The sequence below is a fragment of the Aureimonas jatrophae genome (genome assembly GCF_900104035.1).
Classification (GTDB): Bacteria; Pseudomonadota; Alphaproteobacteria; order Rhizobiales; family Rhizobiaceae; genus Aureimonas; species Aureimonas jatrophae.
Map to the genome: position 1 here is coordinate 228,800 of NZ_FNIT01000004.1, position 18,744 is coordinate 247,543.

Genomic DNA, 18,744 nt, shown 5'->3' on the forward strand with positions numbered 1-18,744 from the left:
CGCCGTCGGGGAGGTCGCCCGGTGACCCATGCGCAGCGGGAGCCATTCCCGCGACGCCGGTGCCGGGCCGCCGCCACCTCAGCCGCCGAGGGCTGCGAAGGCCTCGCGCAGGTCGGCGCCCGACGTGCCGAGCACGACTGCGGCGAGAATTCGTGCCTTGGCGCCGGTGAGGTCCCCGGCAAAGATCGCACCGGCCCGCTCCAGATCCTTGCCGCCCCCGTTCCCGTAGACCGGTTTCACCCGTCCCTCCGGGCAGCGCGAGCAGACAATCACCGGTGTTCCCGCCGCAACGATCTCGCTCACCGCCGCGCTGACGGCGGGCGGAGCATTGCCTCGTCCGAACGCTTCCAGCACGATCGCCCGGGCATAGGTCGCGGCGTGGCGAAAGAGCCGGTCGGACGCCCCCATGGCCAGCCGCACGATCTCGACCTCGGCCTCGATGCGCTCGGGCCGGTAGGTTCGCCGCAGAAGCGGTCGTCGGTGAATGCGCACGACGTGGCCATCCACCTCGCCCAGCTTGCCGTGTTCGCCCGAGCGGAACGTGTCGGTGCGCGCGGTATGGGTCTTGGTCACGTCGCGCGCCGCGTGGACGTCGTTCTCGAACAGGATCACCGAGCCCAGACCGGCCGCGTCCCCGCTGGCCGCCAGGCGCACCGCTTCGGCGATGTTGCGTGGCCCATCGGTGTCGGGTGCGTCGGCGCTGCGCTGGGCGCCTGTGAACACGACGGGCTTCGATCCCGGAACCAGGAGGTCGGCCAGAAAGGCGCTTTCCTCCATCGTATCGGTGCCATGCGTGACGACGATGCCGTCGCAGGTGGGATCGTCGGCATGTTCGGCGATGCGCCGCGCCAGGGCGAAGGCCAGGGGCAGGTCGATCGCAAAGGAGCCGACGCGGCAGAAATCGTCGACCGCCAGCTCGATGCCGTCGAGCGGATCGTGCAGTGCGGCCCGCAGGGCCTCGCCCGACACGCTGGCCACGACGTCGGCACCGGCTCGTCCGCTGCTGGCGCGCGAGGCGATCGTGCCGCCGGTCGTCACAAGATGGATGCGGGGCATGGCGGGGTCCTCGTGTCGGGTCGCCTCCGCCGACGCATCGGCGAAGCGCGGGTCGGCAAAGCTGCCGGCACCCCCCATGCGACACGAGAACGGTGCGAAGGTTACGCCCCCTTAGAGAGCCGGCGCCGGGCTCAGCCGGCGCCGGGGCGGCGCAGCGCCGGGTCGAGGATCCATTCGGCGCTGTCGTTCCAGACGTCCATCTTGACGATCCGGCCGTCCACCACCTCGAAACGGTCGACATAGCGGTTGTCGTCGAAGGGCGTGCCGTCCGGCCACTCGCCGTAGAGCTTGCCGATCGAGTAGACGACGGTGCGGTCCGCGGCGGGCGCCACGTCGAAGCGCTCCATGCGCTTCTTCACCCACTTGTAGCGGGCGGCATTCACCGCGGTCGGGCCGCTCGGATGGTCGAAGACGCGCCCGCCGGTGAAGGTGATCGTGCAGCCCGGCGCCATATAGGTCGCGGCGCGCTCGGGGTCGGGCACCATCGAGGCTTCCAGGTAGTCGCGCACGATCTCGGCGTCGCTCGCAGGCGTCATCGACGTTTCTCCTCTTCCGATGGCCTCGATCTCCTGCACCGCCGCGACCACCCCGTCCACCACCGGCAGCGCGAAGCGCGCCGTGAAGCGCGCCGCCAGGTCCGCCATGCCGGCGCAGCCGAGCACGATCGCCCCCGGCCGGTCCTCGCGCAGCGCCCGATGGATCTCGGCGGCCACGCGCTCCTCGGCGTCCGAGCCCTCGCGCTCCAGGTCGAGCACCGGCACCTCGGACGCCCGCACCCGCGCGCAGGCACCGGCAAAGCCGCCGTCCCGCACGTTCGCCTCGATCACCGGCACGGAAACCGAAAGCGTGGTGACGACCGAGAAGCGCCCGTGGCGCGCGGCCGCGCGAAAGGCGGCTTCGCCGATGCCAAGCACGGGTTTCTCCGTCAGCCGGCGCGCCGCCGCCAGTCCCGTATCGTCGAAGCAGGCGATCACAAAGGCGTCGGCCTCGCCTTCCCGTTCCCCGATCACCTGCAGGAGCCCGGGCTCGGCCGCCTCGCCGTCGGCGGCCCCCTGTATGGAGGGCGGTCCCGAAGGGTTGGTCGCTGTCAGGATCACGGTTTCGGGGCTCGCCGCGGCCCGGGCGGCCTCGCCGATCTTGCGGGTCATCGATCTGGTGGAGTTCGGGTTGACGAAGAGGATGCGCAAGGGGGCGCTCACAGCGTCCCCTTGCCGGCGTCCGAGGCGCCGCGCATGCGCCGCGCGCGCAAGGTGAGGCCCGTGCCGAGCGTCAGCGCGATGACCAGGAAGGAGACGGCGGTGGTGAGCGTGCCGAGCGCATAGATCGCCGGCGTCGTGACCGTGGTGGTGAGGCCCTGCAGCTCCAGCGGCAGCGTGTTGGGGCCGCCGATCGCCTGGGACGTGCGCGCGATCTCGTCCCAGGACAGCGTGAAGCCGAAGAGCGCGACGCCCACGAGATAGGGCGCGATGATCGGCAGCACGACATGCCGGAAGGTCTGCCAAGGGGTAGCGCCGAGGTCGCGCGCGGCCTCCTCGTAGGCCGGGTCGAAGCGGTTGAAGACCGCGAACATCACGAGCATGCCGAAGGGCAGCGTCCAGGTGAGGTGCGCGCCGAGCGCCGAGGTGAAAAGGCCCATCGCCGACTGGAAGCTTGTCCCCCCGAGGCCGTAGGCTTTGACGAAATCGTCGAAGATGCGGAACTGGAGCGCGATGCCGAGCGAGACGGCGATGGAGGGCAGGATGAGGCTTGCGATCGCGGTGTAGAAAAGAAGCGTCGCGCCGCGAAAGCGCCGGCGGAAGGCGAGGCCTGCCAGGACCGAGATCACCACCGTCAGCACCGTCACCACGAGGCCGAGCCGGAGCGAACGGCCGAACGCCGCCCAAACGTCGACGACGCCGAGGCCCTGCCACAGGACGCCGAACCAGTGCGTCGACACCCCGTTCATCGGAAAGGTCAGCCCACCGTCTGGTCCCTGGAAGGACAGGATCAGGACCGTCAGCGTCGGCCCGTAGAGAAACAGGACGAAGGCCGAGAACAGGATGGCCAGCGGCCAGAAGGCGCGGGAGCGTCGCTCGTCCATATCAAAGCTCCTTGCGGATATCGACGACGCGCAGGAGCGCGAAGACGATCAGGAGGACGGTGCCGAGCAGCACCACCGCGTTGGCCGCGGCGATCGGGAACTGGAGGTAGCTGATCTCGGTCTGGATGGTCTTGCCGACCGACGCGATCTGCTGTCCGCCCATCAGGCCCACCGTGATGAAGTCGCCCATGACGATGGTGAGGACGAAGATCGAGCCGATCGCGATGCCGGTCTTCGACAGCGGCACGACGACGTTCCAGAGGATCTGCCAGCCGCCCGCCCCGGCATCGCGCGCGGCCTCGATCAGCCGGCGGTCGATGCGCAGCATCGAGTTGTAGATCGGCACAACCATGAAGAACGTGAAGAGGTGCACGAAGGTCAGCGTCACGGAGAAGCTGGAATACAGCAGCCAGTCCAGCGGCCGGTCGATCACGCCGATCCCGAGAAGCGTCCGGTTCACCAGCCCCTCGCGCCCGAGAAGCGGGATCCACGAGATCATGCGGATGACGTTCGAGGTCCAGAACGGAATGGTGCACACGAGGAACAGGACCGACTGCACCGTCTTGGAGCGCACCTCGAAGGCCAGGAAATAGGCGATCGCAAAGCCCAGGCCGAGCGTGATCGCCCAGACCGTGGCGGCGAAGGACAGCGTCGAGACATAGGTGCGGAACGTCGTGCACAGCGTCGGCAGGCGCGCGATGCAGCGGTCGAACACGTCGAGATAGTTCTGCGCCGTGAAGTCCGGCTGGATCTGGTAGTTGTCGTAGGTCCAGAAGCTCACCATCACGATGAAGACGAGCGGCACCACAAGAAATACCAGGAACACCAGCGCCAGCGGCGCGGCCTGCAGGTAGGGCGCGAGCCCCGTGCGGTTCGATGCGGTCATGGCGCTCCGTGGCGGGCACGCGACGGTGGCGGGGCTGCCGCCCCGGTCCCCGCCCGGGAAGGACGTCCCGGACCCTTCTTTTTGTTTGGAGATCTTTCCCATGACCGGGAGGGGCCAGCGGTCCCTCCCGGTCATGGACACGCTTCAAATGAGGAGGGTCCAGGGACATCATGTCCCTGGCAGGGGTGCAGGGGACGGCGTCCCCTGCCTGCGAGCCTTACGCTGCGACGAACTCGTTCCACTTGCGGATCATGTAGCTGTCCTCGTCCATGACGGCGTTCCAGCAGGCGACCGATCCCATGCGCTGGTCGAAGGAGCCGCCGTCGCGCACCGCGCCCTTGAGGGCGATGGTCTGGCCCTGCGGGGACTTGATGTCCTCCTCAGCCGGCTTGCCCTCCATCCAGTAGGCCCACTCGTAGGGCGCCATGGCGGTCTTGGCGGTGGTGAGGACGCCGGAATAGTAGCCCTGGCGGTTGAGGAAGGCGCCGGCCCAGCCCGACAGGAACCAGTTCACGAACTCGTAGGCGGCGTCGAGCTTGGGTCCGTCGAGGGTGGCCGGCAGCGCGAAGCCGGAGGCCCAGGCGCGGTAGCCTTCCTTCAGGGGCTGGAACACGCAGTCGATGCCCTTGCCGCGCACGGCCGTGACGGCGGGCGACCACATGGACTGGATCACCGTCTCGCCCGACGACATCAGGTTGACGCTCTCGTTGAAGTCCGACCACAGCGCCCGGAACTGTCCGGCCTGCTTGGCCTCGATCAGCGTCTCGATCGTCATGTCGATCTCGTCGCGGGTCATGTTGCCCTTGTCGGGATATTTGTACTTGCCCGACGCCTCGATCACCATGGCGGCGTCCATGATGCCGATCGAGGGGATGTTGAGGATCGAGGCGCGGCCCTTGAACTCGGGGTTGAGCAGCTCCGCCCAGCTCTCGATGGGGCGCTTGATGAGGTCGGGGCGGATGCCGAGCGTGTCGGCGTTGTAGGTGGTGGGGATCAGCGAGATCCACTCGGTCGGCGAGGACGCGAACGTCTTGGACTTGTTGCCTTCGAGGTAGAGGACCTTCCAAGGCGCGGTGCCCTGGTCGCCGATCTTCCGGCCGTCGATCTCGCCCTTGGTGAAAACGGTCGTGATGTTGTCGAATTCCTTGATGCGCTTGGCGTCCATGCCCATCAGGTTGCCGGTCGGTACGAACTTCTTGAGCGCGAAGTATTCGGTGTCGACGATGTCGAAGGAGTTCGGCTGGGTGATGATGCGCTTGGTCACTTCGTCGGTGGTGACGGGCACGTACTCGATCGTGATGCCGAGATCCTCCTTCACCTTGGCAGCGATCTCGGTGCTCTGGTTCACGGCGGTGCCGAGATAGCGCAGGGTCTTGGCCTCCTGCGCGCGCGCCGACGAGACGTAGGGAAATCCGGTGACGCCGGCGCCGCCCACGAAGGCGAAGCCGGCGGCCGCGGCCGAGCCGCTCTTCAGGAAGCTGCGCCGGGACAGGCCGGGGGTCTTGGTGTCGCTCATGCGGGTCTCTCCTTGTGGAAGGCTGGCGGGATGACAGGCGGTCAGGCGGCCGAGAGGGCGAACTCGTCGCCCCTCGACCAGTGGATGTCGCGGCTCTCGCCCAGATGCGCCGGGCTCTGGAAGAACTGCTCCTCGGGGATCACGGCGGTGATCTCGCCGCCCTCCCCGGCCGCCACGACGACGGTCACGGTGGCGCCGCCGTACTCGACGCCGCGCACCTCGCCGCTCAGCGTGCGCGCGGCCTCGGTGCCCGCGCCCAGCCGCACGCGGTCGGCGCGCACGCTGACGGGCCGCCCCTCGAGGGTGAGGACGTTGTGGCCGCCCATGAAACGGGCGACGAAGCCGGTGGCGGGGCGGTGGAAGACGTCTTGGGGGCTGCCGGCCTGCTCGATCCGCCCGTCGCGCATGATCACCACGAGGTCGGCCAGCGCCATGGCCTCGTCCTGCCCGTGCGTGACGTGAAGGAACGAGATGCCGAGCTCGCGCTGGAGGCGCTTGAGCTCGGTGCGCACACGCAGCCGAAGGAACGGGTCGAGCGCCGAGAGCGGCTCGTCGAGAAGAAGGATGCCGGGGTCGGTGACGAGGGCGCGGGCGAGCGCCACGCGCTGCTGCTGGCCGCCCGACAGCTGGGCGGGCATGCGCGTCTCGAAGCGCTGAAGGTCGACGAGCTCCATGACGGCGCGCGCCTTGGCGTAACGCTCGGTCTTGGAGGCGCCCTTCATCTTCAGGGAGAAGGCGACGTTGTCGAGAACCGTGAGATGGGGAAACAGGGCGTAGCTCTGGAACATCATCGCCGTGCCGCGCCGGGCGGGCGCGAAGTCGGTCACGTTCTGCGCGCCGAGAATGATGTCGCCTTCCGTCACGCTCTCGTGGCCGGCGATCATGCGCATGGTGGTCGACTTGCCGCAGCCCGACGGACCCAGGAAGCAGCAGTAGGTCCCGGCGGGAACGCGCAGGTCGATCGCCTCCACCGCCACGGTCGATCCGTAGCGCTTGGTCAGCTTCACCAGTTCGAGGTCGCCCTTGGCCATGCTCGTCCCGCATCCCCCAGTCGTCGCCCCTCCCCTTGCAGGACGCGTGCCACTTGAATGGAGGTGGCGGAAACCCGTGCGTTGAAAGCGGGCACCGGCGGCATATCGCCCTCGGATGCGCCCATGCTGACGCAAAGATGATCAGCGCCCTGCCTAGATCGTATACAATTTCTGTACGGGATGATGGTTGGCGCGGTGCGTCGGTCCCGGCATGATGCGGACACGAGGCGCACGAGGCGACGACGCGATGCAGGGTCTGGCCGAAACAAGACGCGCACGAGCGCCGGAGCGGGAGGGCGACGCCTTGTGGCAGCCGATCTTTCACGGGATCCTGGACGCGATCATGCGTCATCGCCTCGCCCCCGGTGCGAGGCTCGCCGAAGAGGAACTGGCCCAGATCTACGGTGTCAGCCGGACCGTGGTGCGGGCGGCCCTTCAGGCGCTCGCACGCGATGGTGTCGTCGTTACGGAGCGCAACAAGGGCGCGCGCGTCGCCCGCCCGACCCCGGTCGAGGCCCGCGAGATCTTCGAAGCGCGAGCGGTGATCGAGCCCGAGATCGCGCGGCTTGCGGCCAGCCACATGACCCCGGACGCGGCGTCACGGCTTCGGGCCGCGATCGCAGCCGAGCATGACGCGCTGCAGGGCGACCGATTGACGGACGCGGTGTTCCACTCCGCCGAATTCCACCGGATCATCGCCAGCTTGTCCGGTCACCGGATCCTCCGAGAGATGCTCGGCGAGCTCCTGTCGCGGTCCTCGCTCGTGGTTGCGCTCTACTGGCGGGCGACCGACGCTCCTTGCGACAACCACGACCACCTCGCGCTCGTATCCGCCCTGGAGCGGGGCGACGGCGAGCGCGCCGCGATCCTGATGCGCGACCACGTCGCCACGCTGCGGGAAACGCTCGACCTGTCGCGCGCCGCGCCGGACGGCACGAGCCTGGCCGCCGCCCTCCGTCCGCGATGAGGCGCCTGCGGGATCCGGATCGACCGGCGTCCGGTCCGACTGTCCTGGACGGCCGACGCATCGGGCGAAGGGCTCGCCCTGCCGGCTCCTCGTCCCGTTGACCGGGCAAGCCGCGGTGCGCGGCCGGCGAGCCGATCGCGGCCCCGTCAACAAGCCATGCGTCGGCGACGACGATACTTGGTTGACCTCCCGCGGATCGCATGGCTTGTCATCGATGACGACAGGCGGCGCGAGACCGCCGGCACGACAGATCGGCGATCGATGGCGGCGGGCCCGGACGGGTCTTCGGCTTTGCGACGCCTGGGGAGGAAAACGATGACCGTACGCTCACTCGCGCTGGCCCTGACCATGGGCGCCGCCTTTGCAACCTCGGCCGAGGCCGCCACCGAGCTTCAATGGTGGCATGCCATGAACGGCGCCAACAACGAGGTGGTCGAGGAACTTGCCAAGGAGTTCAACGCGAGCCAGGGCGACTACGTCATCAAGCCCGTGTTCAAGGGCACCTATCCCGAGACGCTGAACGCCGGCATCGCCGCCTTCCGCGCCAAGCAGACCCCGGCCATCATCCAGGTCTTCGACGTCGGCACCGGCGTGATGATGGGCGCCGGCGGCGCGATCAAGCCGGTGGCCGAGGTTCTGGAGCAGGGCGGTTACACGTTCGACAAGTCGCAGTACCTGCCGGGCATCGTGAACTACTACTCGAAGCCCGACGGCACGATGCTGAGCTTCCCCTACAACTCCTCCTCGCCGATCCTCTACTACAACAAGGACACGTTCCAGAAGGCGGGCCTCGACGCCGAGAACCCGCCCAAGACCTGGGACGAGGTCTTCGCGGCCGCCCGCAAGATCAAGGAAAGCGGAGCCGCGCCCTGCGGCTACACCTCGACCTGGCTGACCTGGATCCACCTCGAGAACTTCGCGGCCTGGAACAACGTCTCCTATGCCAGCGGCGAGAACGGCCTGGCCGGGGGCAAGGTGGAGCTCGCGATCGACGCGCCGATCTATGCGGATCACTTCCAGGCGATCGCCGACCTCGCGAAGGAGGGCGTCTTCCGCTACGGCGGCCGGACGTCGGAGGCCAAGCAGCTCTTCCTGTCGGGCGAGTGCGGGATCCTGACCGAATCGTCGGGCGGCCTCGGCGACGTCGTGAAATCGGGCATGAACTACGGCATCGGCCAGCTGCCCTACGACACCAAGGGCAACAACGCGCCTCAGAACACGACGCCCGGCGGCGCGAGCCTCTGGGTCTTCGCCGGCAAGAGCGACGACGAGTACAAGGGCATCGCCCAGTTCTTCCACTTCCTGTCGCAGACCGACATCCAGTCGCGCCTTCACCAGAAGTCGGGCTACCTGCCGGTGACGCTCGAGGCCTACGAGGCCACGAAGAAGAGCGGCTTCTACGAGAAGAACCCGGGCCGCGAGACGCCGATCACCCAGATGATGGGCAAGCCGCCGACCGAGAACTCCAAGGGCGTTCGCCTCGTGAACCTGCCGCAGGTGCGCGACATCGAGAACGAGGAGTTCGAGGCGATGCTGAACGGCAGCCAGGACGCCAAGACGGCGCTGGCCAAGGCCAAGCAGCGCGGCGACGCCGCGATCGCGGCAGCCACGCGCTGAGCCTCGGCCGAGCCCGATGGCTTCTCCTCGCGTCGTCTTTCCCAACAAGGCCCTGCCGTATCTGCTGCTGGCGCCGCAGATCGCGCTGACGCTCGTGTTCTTCTACTGGCCGAGCGCGCAGGCCCTTTATCAGTCGACGTTGCGCGAGGACGCCTTCGGGCTCGCCACCGAGTTCGTCGGGCTTGCCAACTTCCAGGCCGTTCTGGCCGACCCGAACTATCTCCACTCGCTCCGGGTAACGGCGGTGTTCAGCCTGGCCACCGCCGCGCTCGCCATGGGCCTGTCGCTCTTTCTCGCCTCGGCGGCCGAGACGGTGGTGCGCGGCAAGGGGATCTACCGCACGCTCCTGATCTGGCCCTACGCGGTGGCCCCGGCGGTGGCGGGTCTCCTGTGGCTCTTCATGTTCAGCCCGACCATGGGGACGTTCGCCTACATGCTGCGGGCGACCGGCTACAACTGGGACCCGCTTCTCAACGGCGACCAGGCCATGGTGATGGTGGTGGTGGCCGCGGCCTGGAAGCAGATCAGCTACAACTTCCTGTTCTTCGTGGCCGCCCTCCAGTCGGTCCCGCGCTCGCTGATCGAGGCCGCCGCGATCGACGGCGCGCGCGGTCCCAAGCGCTTCTGGACGATCGTCTTCCCTCTGATCGCGCCGACCAGCTTCTTCCTGCTCGTGGTGAACTGCGTCTACGCCTTCTTCGACACGTTCGGCATCATCCACGCCGTGACGGGCGGCGGGCCGGCCAAGGCGACCGAGACCCTCGTCTACAAGGTCTACAACGACGGCTTCGTGAACCTCGACCTTGGCTCCTCGGCCGCCCAGTCCGTGATCCTGATGGCGATCGTGATCGCGCTGACCGCCGTCCAGTTCCGCTTCGTCGAGCGCAAGGTCCACTACAGCTGATGGTCGAGCAGCGTCCCCTCGCCCGGGCCTTCGCCCATCTCGTGCTCGCCCTTGGCGTCCTGATCGTCGCCTTTCCGATCTACTACACGTTCATCGCCTCGACGCAGACGATCCAGACCATTCTCTCGCCGCCCCTGCCGCTGACGCCGGGCGGGCAGTTCTCGGAGAACTACGGCGCGGCGCTCTTCTCGGGCGTCGGTCAGATCGGCGGCGTCAGCATTGCACGGCTCCTGTGGAACACGGCGGTGGTCGCGACCGCGATCGCGGTCGGCAAGATCGTGATCTCGATCCTGTCGGCCTTTGCGATCGTCTACTTCCGCTTTCCCGGCCGGATGGTCGCCTTCTGGCTGATCTTCATCACCCTGATGCTGCCAGTTGAGGTGCGCATCCTGCCGACCTACAAGGTGATCGTCGACCTCGGGCTGATCGACACCTATACGGGCCTGACCCTGCCACTGATGGCTTCGGCGACGGCGACCTTTCTGTTCCGCCAGTTCTTCATGACGATTCCGGCGGAGCTGGTGGAGGCGGCCCGGATCGACAACGCGGGGCCGATGCGCTTCCTGCGCGACATCCTGATCCCTTTGTCCAAGACCAACATCGCGGCGCTGTTCGTAATCCTCTTCATCTACGGCTGGACGCAGTATCTCTGGCCGCTGCTGATCACCAACGACAGCTCGATGAACACGATCGTCATCGCCCTGAAGAAGATGGTCTCCTTCACCGACGCCGAGACCCCGTGGAACCTCGTCATGGTGACCGCGATCTTCGCCATCCTTCCCCCGGTCCTCGTCGTGGTGCTGATGCAGCGCTGGTTCGTCAAGGGACTGGTCGAGTCCGAGAAGTAGACCTCATGGCCTCCATCACCCTGGAAGACGTCCGCAAGCGCTACGGCGAGACGGATGCCGTGCGCGGCGTGTCGCTCGACATTTGCGACGGGGAACTGCTCGTGCTGGTGGGGCCAAGTGGCTGCGGCAAGTCCACGCTCCTGCGCATGATCGCCGGGCTCGAGACCATCACGTCGGGCACGATCCGGATCGGCGATCGTGTGGTCAACGACGTCGAGCCCGCCGACCGGAACATCGCCATGGTGTTCCAGAACTACGCGCTCTATCCACACATGACGGTGCGCCAGAACCTGTCCTACGGTCTCAAGAACCGCGGCATGAAGGCGGCCGAGATCGAGCGGCGCGTGGGGCAAGCCGCCGCCTCGCTGGAGATCGCGGCCTTTCTAGACCGCAAGCCGGGACAACTCTCGGGCGGCCAGCGCCAGCGCGTCGCCATGGGCCGCGCCATCGTGCGCGAGCCCGCCGCCTTCCTGTTCGACGAGCCGCTGTCCAACCTCGACGCCAAGCTGCGCGTCCAGATGCGCGTCGAGATCCGCCGCCTCCAGCGCGCGCTCGGCACCACCAGCGTCTACGTCACGCACGACCAGATGGAGGCGATGACGCTGGCCGACCGGCTGGTCGTCCTCAACGGCGGCCTCGTCGAGCAGGTGGGCGCGCCGATCGAGCTCTACGAGCGCCCCGCCAGCCTGTTCGTGGCCGGCTTCGTCGGTTCGCCCGGCATGAACCTCTTGCCCGCAGGCGCACAGGGCGCGAACGCGATCCACGCCCCGCGCTTCTCGCCGGCCGGCGACGGCCCGTTTACGCTCGGCATCCGCCCGGAGGACTTCGCTCTCGGCGAGGAGACGGACGGATTTGCGGCAAGGGTGCGGATCACCGCCGTCGAGCTGGTGGGCGCGGAGAGCTACGTCCACGGCACGATCGAGGGCGGCACGACGCCCCTGACGTTCCGCGTTCCCGGCCGCACGCGACTGGACATCGGCGAAAGCGTCCCGGTCTTCGCCCCCCTTCCGGCGCTTCACGCCTTCGGGCCGGACGGCAAGCGCCTGGGGGCCTGACAAGAAGGGTATCGTCCGGGCCGGCCGACGTTGACCGGCATCGCCGGGTCTAGAATCGAGCCAGCGCGATGGTGCCCGCCGGGACTGGGTATCGAAGACACGCATTTCGGCACCGCGGCGCCGGCAATCGATGCTATGTTGCGGTGTCTCGTTCAGTGGTGCCGACGTCCCGCTCGATCGGGACGAGTCGCGGCAGCAGGAACCGAGCGACCCGATGCGTGCTCCAGAGCGACCCCGTTTGGCCGTGACGCGCGACGCGCGCGCGGCGCAACCCGAGTTCACGACGCGATCCGTCCGCCGCATGCACGGCTCGATCGCCGACTGGCTCGGACGGCGGATCGTATCGGGTGAGCTCGATGTCGGCGACACGGTCCCCAAGGAGCTGGAGTTCTGCGCCGAGGCAGGCGTGTCGCGCAGCACCTACCGCGAGGCTCTGCGACAGGTCGCGGCCAAGGGCCTGATCGTCAGCCGGACCAAGACCGGCACGCGCGTCGCCTCGCGCGAGACCTGGTCGTTGCTCGACCCCGACGTGCTTCGCTGGTTCTTTGATACGGGGACGCCGCCCGACTGGTTCATCCGCTCGCTCTACGAGCTGCGCACGATGATCGAGCCGCGCTCCGCGGCTCTCGCGGCCGAGCGCCGGACCGACGAGGACCTTCTCGCCTTCGAGACGGCGCTCAAGGCGATGCGCGAATGCGACGTCACGCAGGGAAGCTGGCACGAGGCCGATGCCGGCTTCCACCGCGCGATCCTGCGCGCGTCGCACAATCCCGTGCTCGTCACCTTCGAGGCCGGCATCTTCGCGGCGGTCGCCCAGACCACGGCGTTCCGCTACCGCGACATGCCCCAGCCCCACACGCGCAACCCGATCGACGAGCACGCGGCCGTCTTCGAGTGCATTCGGGCGCACGATGCGGCGGGCGCCTTTCGCCTGATGAGCGAACTCGTCGATACGGCGCTCCTCGATGCCGCCGGCACCACGATGGCGGACCTCAAGGGGACGGCCTTCGCGGCCGAGCCCTGACCCTTCAGCCCTTCACGCCGGCCGAGATCATCACCGCCTCGGTGACGCGGCGCTGGAACACGAGATAGGCGAGCGCGACCGGCGCCGCCGCGAGCAGCGCCACGGCCATGAGCCGCGCATAGGCGACGCCGAAGGAGTCGTTGACCTGCGTGATGCCGACGGGAATCGTCATCACGTTCTCGCTCGTGGTGACGAGGAAGGGCCAGAAGAAGGCGTTCCAGGCGGTGATGAAGGTGATGATCGCGAGCGCCGTCGTGATCCCCCAGTTGAGCGGGATGTAGACGCGCACCAGCAGCGTAATGTCGCCGCCTCCGTCCAGCACCACCGCCTCGCGCATCTCCTTGGGAACGGCGTCGAAGAACTGCTTGTAGACGATGATGACGATCGGAACGATCAGCTGGGGCAGGATGATGCCGGCCCAGGTGTTGATGAAGCCGAGGCGGTTCATCAGGATGAACTGCGACACCACCAGCGCCTGCGCCGGCACCATGAAGCTGGCGAGCACGATGGCGTAGACGAGGCGCCGGCCGGGAAAGCGCATCTGCGAGAGGGCGTAGGCGCACATGGCGCCGGTCACCAGAACCACGAGCGTGATGATCAGCGCGGTGCCGACCGAGTTCACGTACCAGGTCATCAGGCGCGTGTTGAACAGGGCATTGGCAAAGGCCGAAAGGTTGAACTCGTCGGGGATCACGCCGCCCGCCGCGCTGACCACGCGGTCCTCCGAGCGGAACGCCGTCACGAAGGCCCAGTAGATCGGGAAGAACCAGATCGCGGCCGCGATCAGCGCGAGCGCGGTCAGGGCCGCGTTGGCGAGCGTGCGGGCCCTCACGAGCGCCCCCGGATGCGCAGAAGCTGGTATTGCAGGACGGAGAGGATCACGATCACCATGAAGAGAAGGAGCGCCACCGCCGAGGCGTAGCCGCCGTGGTTGAGCTGGAAGGCCTCGCGGTAGACCATCATCAGGAGGACGTAGGAGGAGTTGAACGGGCCGCCCTCCGACAGGAGGTAGACCTGGTCGAAGAGCTTGAGCTGCAGGATCAGCTGCAGCGTCAGCACCAGGGCGGTGACCGGCCACAGGAGCGGCCAGGTCACGCGGCGGAACTGCTGGACACGCGTCGCGCCGTCGAGCGCGGAAGCCTCGTAGAGCTCGCGCGGGATGTTGCGCAGGCCCGCCAGGAAGAGCAGCACGTTGAAGCCGTTGGTCCACCAGATCGTGACCACCGCGATGCCCGGCATGACCCAGTTCGGGTTGCGGAACACCGGGACGGGCCGCCCGTTCACGGTCGCGATCAGCGGCTGGAGGATGCCGAACTGGAAGTCGAGCATCCAGGCCCAGATCTCGGTGACCACCGAGACCGGCAGCACGTAGGGCAGGAAGAACAGCATCAGGACCAGCGCCTGCAGCCGCCCGCGCAACCGGTTCACCATCAGCGCGATGGCGAGCGCGATAGCGGTGGTCGGCACCACGGTCAGAAGAAGGAAGTAGCCGTTGTTCTTGAGCGAGGTCCAGAACAGGCGGTCGCCGAGGAGCCGGCGGTAGTTGTCGAGGCCGACGAAGTTGCCGTCGCCGATCAGGGAGGCGTCGGTGAGGCTGAGCTGGGCGATGCGCAGCGCCGGATACAGGAAGATCAGCGAGAAGATCAGAAGAAACGGAAGCAGCAGCGCGAAGGCGGTGAGGACATGCCGTCGCCGGTTCTGGATGATCGCCATGGCGGGGGTCCCTCGCGGCCGAAGATGGAAGGTCCCGGACGGCGCACGGCCGTCCGGGACCTTGCGGTGATCAGTTCAAGAGACCCTGGAGGTCCGACTTCATCTGCGCGACCGCCTCGGCGGCCGGCATGTAGCCGTGGATCGCGGGCGAGATGATGTTGATCGCCGCGTCGTAGACGGGCGAGGCGACGCCCGCGATGCGCGAGTTGGGATCGAAGACCGCCGTCTCGGCCAGCGATGCGTAGGTCGCATTCGGCTGCATCTGCTTGAACTCGACGCTTTCGGCCACCGGCTTGTAGGCCGGGATATGGCCCGCCTCCGCCCAGCGGACGCTGTTCTTCTCCATCCAGCCGATCACGGTCATCACGGCCTTTCGCTTCTCGGGCGTCATGGTCCGATCGCCCTGGACGGGGAGCGCGAAGGCGTGGCTGTCGGCCCAGGTCGCCTTCTGTCCCATGAGGGCGGGCACCTGCACGGCGCCCCATTCGAAGCCGAGCTTGCCGCTGGCGGCGAGGTCCTTCATGGTCGGCACCTCCCAGACACCGTTCAGGCTGAAGGCGGACTGGCCCGAGGTGAAGAGCGCGACGGAAGCGGGATACAGCGCCTGCTCGGGCTGCCAGCCGTTCTCGTGCCACTTCGTCATGATCTCCACGGCCTTGACGGCCTTGGCCTCGCTGTCGCCGGGTAGGACCTCGTTGCTGTCGGAGATGAGCTGGCCGCCCTGCTGGGCGAGGAGCGTGTAAAAGACGCGATAGACGCCGCCGTCGTCGCCCGTGGCGTAGGTGACCGGCGCCGCCGAGCCCTTGTCCTTGGCGGCCTGCAGCGCCCGCTCGAAGCTGGCGAGATCGGTGATGCCGGTGAGGTTGCCCTGCGCGTCGAGGAACTCGGTCCCCTGCAGGTAGCTCTTGTTGTAGTAGAGGACGAGCGAGTGGATGTCGAAGGGGACGGCGTAGAGCTTGTTGTCCTGCGTGGCGGCCTTCAGCACGGTATCGAAGAAGTCGCCGCTGGCCAGGCCCGCGGCCTCCATGTCGGCCGGCGTCACCTCGGTCAGCACCTTCTCGTTCATCGCGAGCGGCAGGCGCGAGAGATGGTAGCTCATCATGTCCGGTCCCTCGCCCACGGCGGCGGCGGTGCGGACCTTGGTGTAGAAGGGCACGCCCCATTCCAGCGAGGTCGCCTGGATCTGGATGTCGGGATGCTCCTTGTTGAAGTCGTTGATCAGCGCCTTCATGCGCACGCCGTCGCCGCCGGTGAAGAAGTCCCACCATGTGATGGTTTCGGCGGCCTGGGCGGGCAGGACGGCCATCGCCGTCATGGAGGCGAGAAGCAGGGCTTTGAGCTTGGTCATGCGGTTTGTTCCTCCCTTGGAAACGGTGGTGACAGCCCCGCCCTCGTGCTCTTGGGCGGCCGGTGCGGGGCGGGTTCGATATGCGTCAGCGCAGGCGCTCGCCCTCCGGCGTGAACACCAGGATGTCACCGGGATCGGCGGCGAGCCGGACCGTCGTTCCCTCGAGCCCCTCGCGCCGCCCCCGGCGCTCGACCACGAGGTCGCGACCCGTCGACGTGCGCGCATGGAGGTAGGAGACGCCGCCGAGCTCCTCGATCATCTCGACGGTGGCGGGCAGGCCGGCCTCGGCCAGGCGCATCTTCTCGGGGCGAAGGCCGAGGACGACGCGGTCGCCGACGGCGGGTCCCGCGGTGCCGGGCACGATCGACACGGGGTGGTCGAGCCCCTCCAGGCGGACCTCGAGTCCGCCCGCCCCGCTCGCCACGGTCCCTTCCAGGAAGTTCATGGCGGGCGAGCCGATGAAGCCTCCGACGAAGCGGTTGGCGGGGTCGTCGTAGAGGTGGAGCGGGCGACCGGCCTGCTGCAGGAGCCCGCCGCGCAGCACGAAGATCTGGTCGGCCAGCGTCATGGCCTCGACCTGGTCGTGGGTGACGTAGATCATGGTCGCGCCGATCTGGCGATGCAGGCGCGTCAGCTCGAGGCGCATCTGGACGCGCAGCTCGGCATCGAGGTTGGACAGCGGTTCGTCGAACAGGAAGACCTCGGGCTCGCGCACGATGGCCCGTCCGATCGCGACGCGCTGGCGCTGCCCGCCCGAGAGCTCGGACGGCTTCTTCTTGAGGTGGTCGCCGAGCCGCAGGATTTCGGCGGTCTCGCCCACCTTGCGCTGCACCTCGGCGGATTTCGCCCGCGCCAGCCGCAGGGAGAAGGCCATGTTCTCGAACACGCTGAGGTGTGGGTAGAGCGCGTAGCTCTGGAACACCATGGCCACGCCCCGCTTGGCGGGTTCGACGTTCGTGACGTCGCGCCCGCCGATCTCGATCGTGCCCCCGGTCGTGTCCTCCAGCCCCGCGATCATGCGCAGGAGCGTCGACTTCCCGCAGCCCGACGGTCCGACGAAGACGCCGAACGAGCCCTTCGGCACGTCCAGCGAGACGCCCCGGATCACCTCCGCCGAGCCGAAGCTCTTGCGGACCTCGCGCAAGCGCACGCCCGTCATCGCGTCAGACCGCGAGCTTGATCATGCTGTAGGACAGGGCCGGCAGGCGCCCGCGCAGGCGCGAGCCGTCGAGACCCAGTCCCGAGCCGGCGACGGGCCGGATCGCGTCGGGCCGATCGGGCCCGTTGGTCGCGCGAAGGTCGTGCCCCGCCATGACCTGGTGCTCGACCACGCGCGCCTCGCCGTCGAAGCCGCCGAGGGCGAGGTCGAGCTCGGCGTCCTCGGTCAGGTGCCGGTTCACCGCGAACACCGTCACGGTGCCGGCCTGCCGGTCGTGCACGGCGGAGACGTCGAGATAGCTGACGTCGTCGGCGACCTCGCAGTCGTAGGTCGGCGCGTCCAGGGCGACCCGCAGCGCCCGGCCCCGGCCGTGCAGCGAGGCGAGCTGGTAGGGCCAGTAGATCGTCTGGCGCCAGGCCGGGCCGCCGCGCTCGGCGCGGATCGGGGCGATGACGTTCACGAGCTGTGCGATGCAGGCGATGCGAACGCGATCGGACCGTCGAATGAATTCGTTCAACAAACAGGCGACGAACAGCGCGTCCTCGAAGTTGTAGTCCTCTTCGAGCAGCGCGGGCGCCTCCGGCCAGTCCCAGGTCCGCCAGTTGCGCGAATCCTCCTCGCGCCGATGGTACCAGACGTTCCACTCGTCGAAGCAGATGAAGACGTCGTGCTTGGAGCGGCGCTTGGCCTTCACGTAGTCGATCACGCCGGCGATCGCCCCGATGTAGCGGCCGGTCTCCTCGACCTTGCCGAAGAAGTTCAGCGTGTCGCGGCTCGAGTTGCCGAAATACTTGTGCAGCGAGATGTAGTGGACGTTGTCGTAGCACTCCTCCAGGACGACCCGCTCCCATTCGGGATAGGTCGGCATCTGGTCGTTGGAGGAACCGCAGACGATGAGCTCGGCGCCCGGCGTCAGTCCCTTCAGCGCCTTGGCGGTCTCGTCGGCGAGCCGCCCGTACTCCTTGGCCTCCTTGTGGCCGATCTGCCAGGGACCGTCCATCTCGTTGCCGAGGCACCACATGGAAACGTCGTAGGGCTTCTCGACGCCGTGCGAGCGGCGCAGGTCCGACCAGTGCGTGCCGGACGGGTGGTTGACGTATTCCATGAAGTTGCGCGCTTCCTCGAGCCCGCGCGAGCCCAGATTCACCGCCAGCATCATGTCGATGCCCGCGTCCTTGGCCCAGCCCGCGAACTCGTTGATGCCGACCTGGTTGGTCTCCTTGGAGCGCCAGGCGAGGTCGAGGCGCACGGGGCGCTGGTCCTTCGGGCCGATGCCGTCCTCCCAGCGATAGGCCGAGACGAAGTTGCCGCCGGGATAGCGGATCGCGGGAATGTGGAGCTCGCGCACGAAGCGCATGACGTCCTGCCGGAAGCCGTTGGCGTCCGCCTCCGGGTGGCCCGGCTCGTAGATGCCGGAATAGATCGCCCGGCCCATGTGCTCGATAAAGGCCGAGTACAAACGATCGTCGATATCGGCGATCGCGAAATCCCGCTGAATGGCACCCGTAACGCGCATGCTGCCTCCCTATTTGTCCGACAA

The 18,744-nt window shown here is 67.8% G+C and carries 17 protein-coding genes and 1 pseudogene; 6 read left to right on the top strand and 12 right to left on the bottom strand.

Annotated features, from left to right (window positions below; all coding sequences use genetic code 11):
• Positions 1-78: 78 nt before the first annotated feature.
• From BLQ76_RS11030 to BLQ76_RS11060, 7 genes and pseudogenes are all read right to left on the bottom strand, one after another.
• Positions 79-1,056, bottom strand: a complete 978-nt coding sequence (locus tag BLQ76_RS11030; RefSeq protein WP_090673051.1) for an asparaginase — start codon at positions 1,054-1,056, stop codon at positions 79-81.
• 131 nt (positions 1,057-1,187) lie between these two features.
• Positions 1,188-1,592: a nuclear transport factor 2 family protein gene (locus BLQ76_RS22530; RefSeq protein WP_090673357.1), complete on the bottom strand. Its 405-nt coding sequence runs from the start codon at positions 1,590-1,592 to the stop codon at positions 1,188-1,190.
• A 42-nt stretch (positions 1,593-1,634) separates the two neighbouring features.
• A pseudogene (locus tag BLQ76_RS22535) lies at positions 1,635-2,255 on the bottom strand (aspartate/glutamate racemase family protein); the annotation flags it as partial.
• Positions 2,252-3,136 carry an ABC transporter permease gene (locus BLQ76_RS11045; protein WP_090673053.1) on the bottom strand — a complete coding sequence of 295 codons (885 nt, stop codon included), beginning with the start codon at positions 3,134-3,136 and terminating at the stop codon, positions 2,252-2,254. The gene BLQ76_RS11045 and the pseudogene BLQ76_RS22535, both read right to left, overlap by 4 nt.
• A 1-nt stretch (position 3,137) precedes the next feature.
• Positions 3,138-4,022, bottom strand: coding sequence for an ABC transporter permease (locus BLQ76_RS11050; RefSeq protein ID WP_090673055.1), 885 nt, complete (start codon positions 4,020-4,022; stop codon positions 3,138-3,140).
• Between the two features lie 217 nt (positions 4,023-4,239).
• Positions 4,240-5,538 carry an ABC transporter substrate-binding protein gene (locus tag BLQ76_RS11055; protein ID WP_090673058.1) on the bottom strand — a complete coding sequence of 433 codons (1,299 nt, stop codon included), beginning with the start codon at positions 5,536-5,538 and terminating at the stop codon, positions 4,240-4,242.
• A gap of 41 nt (positions 5,539-5,579) precedes the next feature.
• A complete protein-coding gene (locus BLQ76_RS11060; protein WP_090673060.1) occupies positions 5,580-6,569 on the bottom strand; it encodes an ABC transporter ATP-binding protein in 990 nt (329 codons plus the stop codon).
• A 304-nt stretch (positions 6,570-6,873) separates the two neighbouring features.
• Between BLQ76_RS11060 and BLQ76_RS11065 the strand changes: the two genes are divergently transcribed.
• The 6 genes from BLQ76_RS11065 (at position 6,874) to BLQ76_RS11090 (ending at position 12,984) form a co-directional block, all read left to right on the top strand.
• Positions 6,874-7,536 carry a GntR family transcriptional regulator gene (locus BLQ76_RS11065; RefSeq protein WP_244519583.1) on the top strand — a complete coding sequence of 221 codons (663 nt, stop codon included), beginning with the start codon at positions 6,874-6,876 and terminating at the stop codon, positions 7,534-7,536.
• Between the two features lie 315 nt (positions 7,537-7,851).
• Positions 7,852-9,153: a sn-glycerol-3-phosphate ABC transporter substrate-binding protein UgpB gene (gene ugpB, locus BLQ76_RS11070; RefSeq protein ID WP_090673065.1), complete on the top strand. Its 1,302-nt coding sequence runs from the start codon at positions 7,852-7,854 to the stop codon at positions 9,151-9,153.
• 16 nt (positions 9,154-9,169) lie between these two features.
• Positions 9,170-10,057 (top strand): sn-glycerol-3-phosphate ABC transporter permease UgpA, encoded by an 888-nt coding sequence (gene ugpA / locus BLQ76_RS11075; protein WP_090673067.1) that lies wholly within the window; start codon positions 9,170-9,172, stop codon positions 10,055-10,057.
• Complete coding sequence (ugpE, locus tag BLQ76_RS11080) at positions 10,057-10,905, top strand: sn-glycerol-3-phosphate ABC transporter permease UgpE (protein WP_090673069.1); 849 nt, start codon at positions 10,057-10,059, stop codon at positions 10,903-10,905. Before ugpA ends, ugpE begins: the two co-directional genes overlap by 1 nt.
• Positions 10,906-10,910: 5 nt before the next feature.
• Positions 10,911-11,960, top strand: coding sequence for a sn-glycerol-3-phosphate ABC transporter ATP-binding protein UgpC (ugpC, locus tag BLQ76_RS11085; protein WP_090673071.1), 1,050 nt, complete (start codon positions 10,911-10,913; stop codon positions 11,958-11,960).
• Positions 11,961-12,174: 214 nt separating this feature from the next.
• Positions 12,175-12,984 (top strand): FadR/GntR family transcriptional regulator, encoded by an 810-nt coding sequence (locus tag BLQ76_RS11090; RefSeq protein ID WP_090673073.1) that lies wholly within the window; start codon positions 12,175-12,177, stop codon positions 12,982-12,984.
• A 4-nt stretch (positions 12,985-12,988) separates the two neighbouring features.
• Here the strand turns inward: BLQ76_RS11090 and BLQ76_RS11095 are convergent, their stop codons facing one another.
• The 5 genes from BLQ76_RS11095 to arfA all read right to left on the bottom strand — a co-directional run bounded on the left by BLQ76_RS11095 (position 12,989) and on the right by arfA (position 18,720).
• Complete coding sequence (locus BLQ76_RS11095; RefSeq protein ID WP_170842562.1) at positions 12,989-13,816, bottom strand: carbohydrate ABC transporter permease; 828 nt, start codon at positions 13,814-13,816, stop codon at positions 12,989-12,991.
• The gene (locus BLQ76_RS11100; protein ID WP_090673075.1) at positions 13,813-14,697 is read right to left on the bottom strand and encodes a carbohydrate ABC transporter permease; all 885 of its coding nucleotides are present in this window, start codon (positions 14,695-14,697) and stop codon (positions 13,813-13,815) included. The genes BLQ76_RS11095 and BLQ76_RS11100 overlap by 4 nt, the downstream gene beginning before the upstream one ends.
• Before the next feature lie 70 nt (positions 14,698-14,767).
• Entirely contained in the window at positions 14,768-16,045 is a 1,278-nt protein-coding gene (locus tag BLQ76_RS11105; RefSeq protein WP_090673076.1) for an extracellular solute-binding protein, read from the bottom strand.
• Between the two features lie 85 nt (positions 16,046-16,130).
• Positions 16,131-17,204: an ABC transporter ATP-binding protein gene (locus BLQ76_RS11110; RefSeq protein WP_090673078.1), complete on the bottom strand. Its 1,074-nt coding sequence runs from the start codon at positions 17,202-17,204 to the stop codon at positions 16,131-16,133.
• Between the two features lie 4 nt (positions 17,205-17,208).
• Entirely contained in the window at positions 17,209-18,720 is a 1,512-nt protein-coding gene (gene arfA, locus BLQ76_RS11115) for an arabinosylfuranosidase ArfA (protein ID WP_090673080.1), read from the bottom strand.
• Between the last annotated feature and the right edge of the window lie 24 nt (positions 18,721-18,744).

What these genes read in the sequence shown, in the direction of transcription:
- BLQ76_RS11090 (WP_090673073.1), top strand. Translation starts at nt 12,175, where the DNA reads ATGCGTGCTCCAGAGCGACCCCGTTTGGCCGTGACGCGCGACGCGCGC.
- BLQ76_RS11105 (WP_090673076.1), bottom strand. Translation starts at nt 16,045, where the DNA reads ATGACCAAGCTCAAAGCCCTGCTTCTCGCCTCCATGACGGCGATGGCC.
- ugpA (WP_090673067.1), top strand. Translation starts at nt 9,170, where the DNA reads ATGGCTTCTCCTCGCGTCGTCTTTCCCAACAAGGCCCTGCCGTATCTG.
- BLQ76_RS11050 (WP_090673055.1), bottom strand. Translation starts at nt 4,022, where the DNA reads ATGACCGCATCGAACCGCACGGGGCTCGCGCCCTACCTGCAGGCCGCG.
- BLQ76_RS11045 (WP_090673053.1), bottom strand. Translation starts at nt 3,136, where the DNA reads ATGGACGAGCGACGCTCCCGCGCCTTCTGGCCGCTGGCCATCCTGTTC.
- arfA (WP_090673080.1), bottom strand. Translation starts at nt 18,720, where the DNA reads ATGCGCGTTACGGGTGCCATTCAGCGGGATTTCGCGATCGCCGATATC.
- ugpB (WP_090673065.1), top strand. Translation starts at nt 7,852, where the DNA reads ATGACCGTACGCTCACTCGCGCTGGCCCTGACCATGGGCGCCGCCTTT.
- ugpC (WP_090673071.1), top strand. Translation starts at nt 10,911, where the DNA reads ATGGCCTCCATCACCCTGGAAGACGTCCGCAAGCGCTACGGCGAGACG.
- BLQ76_RS11055 (WP_090673058.1), bottom strand. Translation starts at nt 5,538, where the DNA reads ATGAGCGACACCAAGACCCCCGGCCTGTCCCGGCGCAGCTTCCTGAAG.
- BLQ76_RS11060 (WP_090673060.1), bottom strand. Translation starts at nt 6,569, where the DNA reads ATGGCCAAGGGCGACCTCGAACTGGTGAAGCTGACCAAGCGCTACGGA.
- BLQ76_RS11030 (WP_090673051.1), bottom strand. Translation starts at nt 1,056, where the DNA reads ATGCCCCGCATCCATCTTGTGACGACCGGCGGCACGATCGCCTCGCGC.
- BLQ76_RS22530 (WP_090673357.1), bottom strand. Translation starts at nt 1,592, where the DNA reads ATGACGCCTGCGAGCGACGCCGAGATCGTGCGCGACTACCTGGAAGCC.
- BLQ76_RS11100 (WP_090673075.1), bottom strand. Translation starts at nt 14,697, where the DNA reads ATGGCGATCATCCAGAACCGGCGACGGCATGTCCTCACCGCCTTCGCG.
- BLQ76_RS11110 (WP_090673078.1), bottom strand. Translation starts at nt 17,204, where the DNA reads ATGACGGGCGTGCGCTTGCGCGAGGTCCGCAAGAGCTTCGGCTCGGCG.
- ugpE (WP_090673069.1), top strand. Translation starts at nt 10,057, where the DNA reads ATGGTCGAGCAGCGTCCCCTCGCCCGGGCCTTCGCCCATCTCGTGCTC.